At 33.4% G+C, this 13,152-nt stretch carries 11 protein-coding genes; 9 read left to right on the top strand and 2 right to left on the bottom strand.

Annotation, left to right across the window (positions count from 1 at the left end):
- The first annotated feature begins 83 nt into the window (after window positions 1–83).
- The 9 genes from gcvT to hutU are packed head-to-tail and all read left to right on the top strand — an operon-like array spanning window position 84 to window position 11,523.
- The gene (gene gcvT / locus XO08_RS00980; RefSeq protein WP_075665219.1) at window positions 84–1,394 is read left to right on the top strand and encodes a glycine cleavage system aminomethyltransferase GcvT; all 1,311 of its coding nucleotides are present in this window, start codon (window positions 84–86) and stop codon (window positions 1,392–1,394) included.
- A 6-nt stretch (window positions 1,395–1,400) separates the two neighbouring features.
- Window positions 1,401–2,720, top strand: coding sequence for an aminomethyl-transferring glycine dehydrogenase subunit GcvPA (gene gcvPA / locus XO08_RS00985; protein WP_075665220.1), 1,320 nt, complete (start codon window positions 1,401–1,403; stop codon window positions 2,718–2,720).
- 15 nt (window positions 2,721–2,735) lie between these two features.
- Complete coding sequence (gene gcvPB / locus XO08_RS00990) at window positions 2,736–4,184, top strand: aminomethyl-transferring glycine dehydrogenase subunit GcvPB (protein ID WP_075665221.1); 1,449 nt, start codon at window positions 2,736–2,738, stop codon at window positions 4,182–4,184.
- Window position 4,185: 1 nt separating this feature from the next.
- The gene (locus XO08_RS00995; RefSeq protein ID WP_077287083.1) at window positions 4,186–5,265 is read left to right on the top strand and encodes an iron-containing alcohol dehydrogenase; all 1,080 of its coding nucleotides are present in this window, start codon (window positions 4,186–4,188) and stop codon (window positions 5,263–5,265) included.
- Window positions 5,262–6,428, top strand: a complete 1,167-nt coding sequence (locus tag XO08_RS01000) for a class I SAM-dependent rRNA methyltransferase (protein WP_075665223.1) — start codon at window positions 5,262–5,264, stop codon at window positions 6,426–6,428. Before XO08_RS00995 ends, XO08_RS01000 begins: the two co-directional genes overlap by 4 nt.
- Before the next feature lie 4 nt (window positions 6,429–6,432).
- Complete coding sequence (locus tag XO08_RS01005) at window positions 6,433–8,088, top strand: PQQ-binding-like beta-propeller repeat protein (protein WP_075665224.1); 1,656 nt, start codon at window positions 6,433–6,435, stop codon at window positions 8,086–8,088.
- A gap of 1 nt (window position 8,089) precedes the next feature.
- The gene (locus XO08_RS01010) at window positions 8,090–8,632 is read left to right on the top strand and encodes a CoA pyrophosphatase (RefSeq protein ID WP_075665225.1); all 543 of its coding nucleotides are present in this window, start codon (window positions 8,090–8,092) and stop codon (window positions 8,630–8,632) included.
- The gene (locus XO08_RS01015) at window positions 8,629–9,852 is read left to right on the top strand and encodes a M20 family metallo-hydrolase (RefSeq protein WP_077287086.1); all 1,224 of its coding nucleotides are present in this window, start codon (window positions 8,629–8,631) and stop codon (window positions 9,850–9,852) included. Before XO08_RS01010 ends, XO08_RS01015 begins: the two co-directional genes overlap by 4 nt.
- 18 nt (window positions 9,853–9,870) lie before the next feature.
- Entirely contained in the window at window positions 9,871–11,523 is a 1,653-nt protein-coding gene (hutU, locus tag XO08_RS01020; protein ID WP_077287089.1) for a urocanate hydratase, read from the top strand.
- A 239-nt stretch (window positions 11,524–11,762) separates the two neighbouring features.
- Here the strand turns inward: hutU and XO08_RS01025 are convergent, their stop codons facing one another.
- Complete coding sequence (locus XO08_RS01025; protein WP_075665228.1) at window positions 11,763–12,923, bottom strand: 2-oxoacid:acceptor oxidoreductase subunit alpha; 1,161 nt, start codon at window positions 12,921–12,923, stop codon at window positions 11,763–11,765.
- Window positions 12,916–13,143 carry a ferredoxin family protein gene (locus XO08_RS01030; RefSeq protein ID WP_075665229.1) on the bottom strand — a complete coding sequence of 76 codons (228 nt, stop codon included), beginning with the start codon at window positions 13,141–13,143 and terminating at the stop codon, window positions 12,916–12,918. The genes XO08_RS01025 and XO08_RS01030 overlap by 8 nt, the downstream gene beginning before the upstream one ends.
- Between the last annotated feature and the right edge of the window lie 9 nt (window positions 13,144–13,152).

Genomic DNA, 13,152 nt, shown 5'->3' on the forward strand with positions numbered 1-13,152 from the left:
ATTTCAATAATTGTTATTGAATAGTATTATTTGAATTTTTAACCCTAAAAATTTGGTGTTACAATAAACTCGGAGATGAGATTATGTGGAAAAAAATAATTGAGATAGATAGTGAAATTAACGCAAAACTAGTTGAAGGATGGTTAAAAAGTAACGGTATTCCCTGTATAATCAAAGCAGAAGCAGAACCATTTCCAAAAGCTTTATTCGGCTCATCGGCATTTTTCGCAATCTTTGTACCAGAAAGTGAATTAAAAAAAGCAAAAGGAATAATCAATCTCAATATAAAGGGGGAAAAGAACATGAAACGCACACCATTACACAATGAACATTTAAAATTAGGTGCTAAAATGGTCGAATTTGCAAATTTTCAAATGCCCATCCAATACTCTGGTATAAAGGATGAAGTTCTTGCGGTAAGAAACAATGTGGGGATGTTTGACGTATCACACATGGGGGAGGTAATAGTGGAAGGTCCACAATCAACAGATTTTGTGAATTTTCTCATCACAAACGACTTTGAAAATTTAAAACCCGGTGAAATAGTTTATACAGCAATGTGTAATGAGAAAGGCGGATTCGTAGATGATCTACTTGCATATAAAATTTCAGAAAATAAAGCAATGTTGGTTATAAACGCAGCAAATATAGAAAAAGATTTTAACTGGATGAAAAAAATTGCAGAAAAATTTGATGTAACACTAGAAAACAAATCAGATGATTACGCATTAATTGCTGTTCAGGGACCAAAAGCACAGGAAACTTTACAAGAAATTGTAAATCTAAATCTAGATGATATTGGATACTATACTTTCTCTTTTGGAAACATACTAGGTACAGATGCTATCATATCAAGAACCGGTTATACAGGAGAAGACGGATTTGAAATATACACAACAAATAAAGACGGGATTGTAAAAATATGGCAAAAACTTTTGGATATGAAAGTAACACCAGCAGGTCTTGGTGCAAGAGACTGTTTAAGGCTCGAAGCCTCATTATTACTATACGGGAATGATATGGACGAAACGATTACTCCACTCGAAGCTGGAATAAAATGGGCCGTAAAATTTAACAAAGATTTTATGGGAAAAGAAGTGCTGCAAAAACAATTAGAAGAAGGGCTAAGTAGGCGCCTTAAGGGTTTTAAACTTATTGATAAAGGTGTTGCAAGACATGGTTACAAAATTTTCAAAGAAGGAAAGGAAATTGGATACGTTACAAGCGGAACTTTCTCTCCAACGCTAAATCAAGCAATTGGCATGGCCTTAATTGAAAAAGGTCATAAATCTGGTGAAGTAATTGAAATTGAGATTAGAAATAAATTAGTAAAAGCAGAAATAGTTAAAATGCCATTTTATAGAGGCAGTGTAAAAAATAAAAAGAAAGGATGATTGTGTATGCACAGATACATACCACACACTGATGAAGAAATAAAGGAAATGTTAAATGAAATCGGCGTAAAATCTATAGAAGATTTGTATATAGATGTCCCAAAAACTGTCGATGATTACAATCTAGAAAGTGAAAAAGACGAATTTACCGTAAAAAGTGAAATATTATCACTTGCAAAGAAAAATAAAGTATTTAAAATAGAAAACATCTTTGCCGGTGCGGGTATTTATGCGCACTACATTCCGACCGTAGTTGAACATCTTGCAAATGATCAAAGATTTGTAACAGCATATACACCATATCAAGCAGAAGTTTCACAGGGCACATTACAAGCACTGTTTGAATATCAAACAATGATGTGTGAATTAACAGGTATGCAAGTGGCAAATTCTTCCATGTATGATGGAGCAACTGCTCTTGCCGAAGCTATGTTAATGGCTGTAAGGGTTAGTAGAAAAAATAAGATATTAGCCGCCAGTTCTATTAATCCAGAGTATTTACAAACAAGCAAAACATATTGTACTCCGCAAAACATAGAAATTGAAGAAGTAAAATGGAATGATAACGGCACTTTGGATATTGAAGATCTAAAATCTAAGATAAGTGATGAAACTTCTGCGGTTGTAGTTGGATATCCAAACTTCTTTGGAATTATTGAAGATTTAAAATTAATAAAAGAATCTATTCCGGAAAAAACACTGTTAATCGTCGTTAGTGAACCAGTATCTTTAACTATATTAGAATCTCCCGGAAAGCTTGGCGCGGATATAGTAGTAGGTGAGGGACAATCGCTTGGCGTAACTCCAAATTTCGGAGGACCTGGAATTGGATTTTTTACTACTCTTGAAAAATACGTCAGAAAAATGCCCGGAAGGATTATAGGTCAAACAAAAGATGTAGATGGAAAAACAGGATATGTGATGGTACTTCAAACAAGGGAACAACACATTCGTCGTGAAAAAGCTACATCAAATATTTGTTCAAATCATGCATTAATAGCACTCATAAATGCTATATATTTATCAACTATGGGACCTGAAGGATTAAGAAAAGTCGCAAAAATGTCGTACAACGCAGCACATTACTTTGCAGAAAAATTAAAAGAAAAAGGATATTCCCTCATATTTAACGGTCCTTTCTTTAATGAATTTGCATTCGACGCAGGTGAAAATTATTACGAAAAATGGAAAAAATTAGCAGAAGAAGGTTTCTTAGGCCCTCTACCATTGGTAAAGGTACTTCCCAATTTTAAAAATTGTGCACTTGCATGTTGTACAGAAGTAAACACAAATGAAAGCATAGATAATTTACTAAAACATTTTTAGAATGGAGGGACTCAAATGACTACTATTTTTGAAATGTCAAAAAAAGGTAGAATTGCGTTTAAAATACCAAATAATAATATAAAAGATTATGAATTTGACTTTCCAGAACACTTACTTAGAAAAACATCGCCTAGACTTCCACAAGTAAGTGAATTAGATGTGGTTAGACACTATACCAATCTTGCTGCAAAAAACTACTCAGTTGATGTAGGATTTTACCCATTAGGTTCATGTACTATGAAATACAATCCCAAAATTAATGAGAAAATTGCAAATGACGAACACTTTTCAATGATACATCCATTTCAACCAATGGAAACGGCACAAGGCGCTCTTCAATTAATGTACGAACTAAAAGAAATGCTTTGCGAAATATCAGGAATGGATGATATGACACTTGTTCCATCTGCAGGAGCACATGGAGAATTAACTGGTATGTTAATAGCAAGGGCATATCATTTAAGTAGAGGTGACACAAAGAGAAAAAAAGCAATTGTACCAGACAGCGCTCATGGAACAAACCCTGCATCGGCAAGAATGGCTGGATTTGAAGTTATAGAAATAAAATCCGGTCCTGATGGAAGGGTAGATCTAAACGAGCTTAAAAAACAACTAGACGAAGAAGTTGCAGTTTTGTTATTGACCAATCCAAATACACTTGGTTTATTTGAAAAAGATATCATAAAAATTGCTGAAATGGTACACGAAAAGGGTGCACTTTTATACTACGATGGTGCAAACTTAAATGCAATCTTGGGACGAACAAGACCAGGTGATATGGGTTTTGATATTGTCCACTTAAATCTTCATAAAACATTTAGTACACCACATGGTATGGGTGGACCAGGTAGTGGCCCGGTGGGAGTAAAAAAACACCTTTCGAAATTTTTACCAGTACCTGAAATAATAAAAGAAAATAACACATATAAGCTAAATTACTCCAAACCAGAAAGTATAGGATTTATAAGAAGCTTTTTCGGGAATTTTTCCGTTTTGGTAAGGACATATACATATATAAAAACTATGGGAAAAGAAGGTTTAAAAAAGGTCGGGCAAATGGCAGTGTTGAATGCAAATTATCTAAGAAAAAAGGTATCAAAAATCATGGACATTGCATATCCAGGTCTTTGTATGCATGAGTTTGTATCCACATGTGAAAAATTAACAAAAGAAACAGGAGTCAAAGCGTTAGATATAGCCAAAAGACTTCTAGATTATGGAATCCACGCACCAACGATGTACTTCCCATTAATTGTACACGAAGACTTTATGATTGAGCCAACGGAAACTGAAAGTAAAGATACATTAGATGAATTTGCAAAAATACTTGGAAAAATCTTTGAAGAAGCGAAGCAAAATCCAGAATTAGTAAAAAATGCACCTTACACAACACCAATTAGAAGACTAGATGAGGCTACTGCTTCAAGAAAACCTATAGTAAAATTCAATTTTGAGGGGGAATAAAATGAAATTTTACCTTCCCACAAAGGTATTTTTTGAAGATGGTTATAAAGACTCTATAATTGAAATCGAAAAATTGGGAAATACCTTTTTAATAATTACTGGAAAAAGTTCGAAAAAAAACAAAAGTCTATATGAATTAGTAGATGTTTTAAAAAAATTAAATAAAAAATTTGAAATATTTGATGAAACTTTGGAAAACCCTCCTAAAGAGATGCTTTATAAGATCATAGATAAATTTGGAAAAAATTGGGATGTAATTGTTGGCCTTGGTGGCGGCAGTCCAATGGATGCCGCCAAGGCTATTGCTGTTTTGTGTAAAAATGACATAAAAGTTGAAGATTTATACGATAACCTTAAATATAACAGCGCATCTAAAATTCTTTGTATTCCAACAACTTCCGGTACAGGAAGTGAAGTAACACAATACTCCGTTCTAACTATTAACAACGTAAAAAAAGGATTTAAACATGATGTTATATTCCCAAATGTTTCTATACTAGAACCAAAGTACACACTTACACTATCAAAAGAACTCACAATATCAACGGCATTAGACGCCTTATCGCACGCAGTTGAATCTTTTCTATCACTAAGAGCCAGTGAATTTTCAAAATTATACGCGCTAGAAGCAATAAAGCTAATAAAGCAAAACCTAAATAAGTTAGTTGAAGACTTGCAGAACTACGAGTTGAGAAAGAAAATAATGCTTGCATCATTTTATGCAGGTATTGCAATAAGTTTGACAGGTACCACTATTGCACACTCATTGGGATACTCACTAACCTCTGAAAAAGGAATAAAACACGGTCTTGCAACAGCTGTCTTTCTACCATTTGAAGTTAAAAACTCTGGTAAAGAAGAAGAAATTAAAGAAATTCTAGGCGACCCACTTGAATTTCTTAAATCTCTCAACGTTTCCATTGAATTTTCAATAGAAGACGAAGAAATTGAAAGGTGGTCAAATAGAGTACTTAATTCTTCACATGTAAAGGTTACCCCTGGAAACTATAACCTCAATAAAATCAGAGAAGCCTACAAATGGGTAATTGAAAAATCTGGACTATATGGAGGTAGTAAATGAAGGTATTCTTGAAGAAGGATATAAAAAATAGAATAAAAAATGGGCATCCCTGGATTTATGAAAATGAAATTGAAAGAATAGAAGGAATCCCGGAAAATGGCGGTATTGTCAATGTATTTAACCATGAAAAATCGTTTCTAGGAAAAGGATACATTAATTTTAACTCTAAAATTAGAGTTAGAATTTTAACAAGAAAGGCAGAAACAATAGGAAAAAACTTTATCAAAAAAAGATTTTTAGAAGCTTTGGAGAGAAGGCATACAAAAGAAAAAAGTTTTCGGGTTATTTTCTCAGAAGCGGATAATTTATCTGGTTTAATAGTAGACAAATTTCAAGATTATATAGTACTTGAAATCAATACTTTGGGTATTGAAAAACTAAAAAATCATATATTAGATGTAATAATAGAACTTTTTAATCCAAAAGGTATTTTTGAAAAATCCGATAGTAATTCCAGGGAAAAAGAGGGATTAAAAAAATATTCCGGTTGGATATATAAATCTGGTCCCGAATTAATACCATTTGAACTAAATGATTTAAAGTTTTTTGCAGATACCCAAGGACAAAAAACTGGTGCTTTTCTTGACCAAAGACTAAATGTAAAATCACTAGAAAGATATTCCAAAGATAAAGTATGTCTCGATGCATTTTGCTATACTGGAAACTTTGGTATGCATATGTTATTGTACGGTGCAAAATATGTAACTTTTCTTGATTATTCACAACGCGCAATTGACATTGTAAATTTAATTGCAAAAGAAAATGGATTTAAAAACTATGAAACTATAGTAGGAAATGCTTTTGATATTTTAAAACAGTTTGACAAAACATCAAAGTACTTTGACGTTGTTTCGATTGATCCGCCTTCATTTGCCAAAAAAGGGAGTAATAAAAAAAGTGCACTTAAAGGATATAAAGAAATAAATCTCAGGGCAATGCGCATCCTAAAAAATCACGGTATTTTGGCTACTTCTTCATGCACACAAATAATCTCAGAGGAAGAATTTGATAATATAATATTTTCGGCAGGTATAGATACAAGCAGCATAACAAGAGTTATGCATAGGGGTGCTCAACCTTACGATCACCCATATGTATTAAACATCTTAGAAACAAAATATTTAAAATTCAGATTACTTGAAATTGAAAAGATTAAGGAGTAATACAATGAAAAAAATAATACTTTTTTTTCTTTTGACTATAACAATTTTGTTCTCGCAAACTTATATTTTAACCAATGACGGTCTATATAAATCTTTTGAAAAAGTACTTCCAGGTACATTTTCAGATCTCTTTCGTTATGACAATAACATCTATCTTGTCGGAAAAGACGAAATATTGAATATTCAAACAAACAAAAAAATCTATGTAGAATCACCCACTTACATTGGTGAAGGATATATTGTTTCAAAAGATAGACTTTATCATTTAAAAAATGATAAATTGTCTTTAATAAGGATAATATCAAATATTTCAAACCCACAAGTTTACAAAGATATTTTATTTGCCATAAATATGGGAAGAGTTGTAGCTTACAACAATGGAAAAATAATATGGACCCTTTCATATGATAAAGGAAGAATAAACAAAATAAGAATTTCAAAAAACATCCTTGCCGTATTTTCCACGTATAATCTTTCTCTTTTCGATATTTCCAATCCAAGGTACCCAAAATTTTTGAAAAAATTCAACCCAGTTAATGATTACACATACAATGGTTACCACGTGTTATTAAAAAATATGACTATTTCATTCTACGATGAAACAAATAAATTAGTATTTTCAAAAAAAGTAAATGGAAATAAAATTATTACAGACAGTGAAAATATAATTGTCGGGAATTACTTAATAACAAAAGATTTTAACATCACAACATACCCTTTTAAAATAAAGGCATTTGTAAACTTAAACGAAAATATAGAGGAAACCCAAACAAAATTTACCAAATTGTGGAGTATAGATCTTAATGCAGACATAACTGGGAGACCAGTTGCAATAAACGGTACTTTGTTTTTAGCAACCACAAGTGGAAAATTGTTCAAATTAAGTAATGGAAAAATACTGTGGAATTATCATTTGCCGTTTATAGTTACTGGACATTTAACCATTACCGAAAATGCGCTAGTAGTTCCTTGTTGGGATGATTTTCTTTATTCTTTCGATTTAAATGGGAATCTTATTTGGAAAACACAATTGGATTCAGATATCACACTAGGTGCTGCATACGATGGACAAATAATATACACCGTAACCGATGATGGACTTTTGTATGAAATCAAAGATGGAAAAATAATTTCAACTATGAAAGTTGGAAAATGGCCGATAAGTGGACCTTTTGTATCACTATCTGGTCAAATCTATACCGTAGATGGGATGGGATATTTATGGAAAAATGAAAAAAAGGAAAAGTTTATAGGTAACATAAAAAACTTGGCTTTTTCGTTGGAAAATCCACAAATTCCCTCTGAAAATTCTGTAATCTTAATAGACAAATCAAATAAATATGTATTTTCCAAAAACTTTTTCACAAAAAATGACGTAAAAATTCTAGACTTTGAATATGACATAATAGATAGTGTTATAGGTCAAAAATTCATATATATACTAACCGAAAATAACAACTTATACATTTTAGAAAAAAATAGCTTTAAAATTCTCTATAAAAAAACATATGAAAATTCAAAATTTATAATATTAGACAACATAGGAAATTTATACATAGTTGGAAAAACAATAACTGTAATTTCTACGAATGATTCGCCATCAACACCATGGAACAGTATCTTTAAAAATAACCTAAACTCATCGGCGGTTAATTATTGATATGATAATCGGTGCAAATGAATACGCTGTGGTAATACCCATAGTAAACAAAAAATATTTTTTATTCGAAGTACGTTCAAAAAAATTAAATACTCAACCAGGAGAAGTGGCATTCCCGGGTGGGAAATTAGAAGAAAACGAATCACCTAAAGACTGTGCGATACGTGAAACAATTGAAGAAATAGGTACAGTCCCAAAAATAATCAAAGATCTTCCAATGGTTGTTACACCTTTTAATATAGTAATATACCCATTTTTAGGTACCATCAATAGCAAAATTATGCGTAATAAATCAGAAGTTGACGCAATTTTTTTGGCACCAATTAAATTATTTGAAAAACCTTTGTACGAATATTACATAGATGTAAAGGTATATCCACCTACTAATTTTCCATTTCATTTAATACCAAATGAAAAAAATTACAATTGGAGACAAGGGAAATATAGAATCTTATTTTTCAAACACAAAGAATATATAATTTGGGGAATAACGGCTTTAATTGCACATGAGGCTTACAAAATATTAAAGGAGGAATCTATATGAAAGAAAAAATCATTCAAATTGTTGAAAAATTAAAACCCGAAATCATTACCTCAATGAAAAAATTTGTATCCATTAACTCTGTAAATCCTAGCTCAGGTGGCCCAGGTGAAAAAGAAATGGCTGAATGGTTAGAAGACTTAATTAAAGATTGGAGCTTTGATTCTGTGGAAAGATACGATGCAAAAGATGACATAGTGCCATATGGATTTAGACCAAATATTGTGGCGAGAATAAAAGGAAGTGAAGGAAAAAGAACTATTTGGATTATAACCCACATGGACAAAGTTCCCGCAGGTGATCTATCATTATGGGAAAATGATCCATTTGATCCACTAGAAAAAGACGGAAAAATATTTGGAAGAGGTGCAGAAGATAACGGTGCATCTTTAATTGCATCATTATATGCTGCAAAAGCGATATTAGAACTCAAAATAAAACCCAAAGACAATATCGCACTTGCCTTTGTTTCAGATGAAGAAACAGGATCCGACTATGGTATAAAACACCTTTTAGAGCTTGGCTTATTCAATAAAAGCGATTTGTTTATAGTACCCGATGCCGGCGAACCCGACGGTTCATTTATTGAAATTGCCGAAAAATCCATTGCATGGTTAAAAATAACTACTTTTGGAAAACAAGCACATGCATCAAGACCAGATATAGCTAAAAATGCCCATAGGTTCGCTTTGAAATTCGCTTCCCAGTTGGATGAATATTTAAATAAAAAATATAACTTAGAAAATAACTTATTTGATTATCCAAAAAGTTCCTTTGAACCCACAAAAAAAGAAAATAATGTGGATAATGTAAACACTATACCGGGAACAGATGTCGTCTATTTTGATTGTAGAATATTACCAGAATATAACATTGAAGAAATCTTCGAGGATATAACCAATTTTGCAAATAAGTTTTCAAAAGAATACAATGTGGAAATTCACGTAGAAAAACTGCAATTTGAGCAAGCTGCACCACCCACTAATAAAGATTCAGAGATAGTAATAAAACTAAAAAGTGCAATAAAAGAATTGAGAAATTTAGAACCAAAAGTTGGAGGAATAGGTGGAGGAACTTGTGCCGCTATAGTTAGACGTGCAGGCTTCCCCGCAGTTGTCTGGGCCACATTAGATGAAACGGCACACCAACCAAATGAATATGTGGTTATAAATAATTTAATTGAAGATACAAAGGTCTACACTTATTTAATGGCAAATTCTTAAAATTAAGGGGGGAATATTATGTCAAGGATTGTAAAAGCACCAAGAGGAACAAAACTTTCTTGTAAGAGTTGGCAAACTGAAGCACCTATGAGAATGTTGATGAACAACCTAGACCCAGAAGTTGCAAGAGATCCTGCAAACCTTATAGTATACGGTGGTACAGGAAGAGCCGCAAGGAATTGGGAATGTTTTGACAAAATAGTTGAAACACTGCAAAATCTAGAAATGGATGAAACACTTTTAATTCAAAGTGGAAAACCAGTTGCAGTTTTTAAAACAAGTGAATGGGCACCAAGAGTATTAATCGCAAATTCCAACCTTGTTCCCAAATGGGCAAATTGGGAATATTTTAGAGAATTAGAAAAACGTGGTTTAATTATGTACGGTCAAATGACCGCTGGAAGTTGGATTTACATAGGAACTCAAGGTATACTTCAAGGCACATATGAAACATTCTACGCAGTAGCCAAAAAGTATTTCAATGGATCACTAAAAGGAAAATGGGTATTAACTGCAGGTTTAGGAGAAATGGGAGGAGCACAACCTTTAGCTGTAACTTTAAACGATGGTGTAGTACTTGCCGTTGAAATAGATAAAAGAATGATTGAAAGACGTATTAAAACAGGTTATCTCGATACTTGGACTGACAACTTAGATGAAGCATTAAAATTAGTACAAGACGCTGTAAAAGAAGGAAAACCACTGTCAGTTGGTCTTTTAGCAAATGCTGCAGATGTGCATCCAGAACTTGTAAAACGTGGAATTATTCCAGATATAGTAACTGATCAAACAGCTGCGCATGATCCATTAACAGGCTACGTACCACAGGGCATGTCATTTGATGAAGCATTAAAATTAAGGAAAGAAAATCCACAAAAGTACCTTGAGTTAGTATACGAAAGCGTTGTAAAACATATAGAAGCAATATTGGAAATGCAAAAGCAAGGCGCAAAAGTATTTGAATATGGAAATAATATAAGAAGACTTGCATACGATCACGGAGTAAAAAATGCATTTAATATTCCAGGATACGTTCCAGAATACATAAGAGACTTATTCTCCGAAGGAAAAGGTCCATTTAGGTGGGCCGCTTTATCCGGTAATCCTGAAGATATTTACAAAACTGATAAAAAAGTATTGGAATTATTCTCTTACGATAATCACTTAAAAAAATGGATAGAACTTGCACAAAAAAAGATTAAATGGCAAGGGTTACCTGCAAGAATATGCTGGTTAGGTCAAGGAGAAAGGGCAGAATTAGGACTTGCCATAAACAAAATGGTACAAAAAGGCGAAATCGAAGCACCTATTGTAATTGGAAGAGACCATCACGATACAGGGTCAGTGGCAAGTCCATATAGGGAAACTGAAGCTATGAAAGATGGCAGTGATGCAATAGCCGATTGGCCAATTCTAAATGCGATGTTAAATGTTGCAAGTGGGGCAACTTGGGTATCTTTCCATCATGGTGGCGGAGTAGGTATTGGTTACTCATTGCACGCAGGAATGGTTATAGTAGCTGATGGTACAGATTTGGCACATAAGAAACTAGAAAGAGTTTTAACAAATGACGTTGGACTTGGTGTAGTAAGACATGCTGATGCAGGCTATGAAATAGCAATAAATACTGCAAAAAAACATAACTTGAAAATACCTATGCTTGATCAATAAAAAATCTTAGGTAACTGTGCACTGAACTAAAAAAACGATAAAAAAAGCACCCCCAAAATGGTTAAATAAAACTAAAAAGGGGGTGCTTTTTTTTAAACAGTTGAACTAAAAAGATGTGAAGAATACAAGAGAAGGTATAAAAATAAATTAGATGGCCTCGGTGGAGTGCCGAAGCCATCTAGTTTTGAAATTTTTTATTTGTCACATCTTTGAAGATAAACCCATAATCCTTAGAACTTTTAAAAGTCATATCCTTCAGTTAAAATATCGTTTATTCCTGCTAAAATTTCCTCTGGGGTAATTAATTCTCCTCCTACTTTATTGATAAATTTAACTTTTGTTCCAGGTTTTACCAATCTCAAAATTTCCCTTCCGTATTGCCCTAAATTCATTTCTGGTATAACAACTGCTTCAACTTTTGAAAGTCTTTTTCTAAGCTCGTGAACTTGTAATGGCCAAATTGTAATTGGCTTGAACAAACCTACTTTCATTTTATCGTTTCTTGCTATTTTCACAGCCTCAAGTGCGCTCCTTGCCACTACCCCATACGCTATAACCAGCACTTCTGCATCTTCTGTCATATACTCATCGTAAATTGAAATCTCATCAATATGGAGCCTTATTTTATTTGACAATCTCTTGATTAATTTTTCTGCAGTTTCATACGCTGCATTTGGGAAACCAGATTCGTCGTGCACAAGGCCCGAAACATGGAATCTTGTTTTACCCATCTCTATCAACGCATTAGGTTTTGGTTCAGCATATTCACTTTCTGCATACGGCACAAATATCTCTTCATCTTCCAATTCTTTTTCAGAAATTCTATCCACAATTTCTATATCTCTACCATTCGGTAATTCAAATGTTTCTCTCATATGGCCCAAAGTCTCATCCATTAAAAACACAACAGGTGTTCTATATACTTCGGCAAGGTTAAAAGCCTCAATTATATACCTATACGCTTCTTGGACAGTTGAAGGGTACATCGCAATTATGGCATGATCTCCGTGAGTTCCCCACCTCGCTTGCATAATATCACCTTGAGCGGGCTTGGTTGGAAGACCAGTTGAAGGGCCTCCACGCATAACATTAACAAAAACACACGGAGTCTCAGTCATAACAGCATATCCTAAAGCCTCTTGCATCAAACTAAAACCCGGGCCGCTAGTAGCTGTCATTGATTTTACCCCCGCAAGTGATGCACCAATCATAGCCGCGGCACTTGCAATTTCATCTTCCATTTGAATAAAAACCCCATTATGTTTTGGTAACTCTCTTGCCATGGTCTCGGCAATTTCTGAAGAAGGGGTAATGGGATAACCTGCATAAAATCTACAACCAGCTTTCAGTGCTCCATATGCAACTGCTTCGTTTCCCTGCCAAAAAACTAATTTACCCATTTTTTTCACCTACTTCTTCTGTAATCTCAACTATGTCAATGGCAAAATCTGGACATAAATTTTCACACATCAAACATCCTATACACGTTGTATGATCTTCTACTTTTGGTCTATTCATTTCCCCCTTAATAATAGTTTTTGTAGGACAAGTGTTATAGCATATCCCGCAACTTTTACACCAATTATAATTTATCTTCACCTTAAACTGTTTCTTCGCCATTACCTCACC

This window comes from Thermosipho sp. 1074 (assembly GCF_001999655.1).
Taxonomy (GTDB): domain Bacteria; phylum Thermotogota; class Thermotogae; order Thermotogales; family Fervidobacteriaceae; genus Thermosipho; species Thermosipho affectus.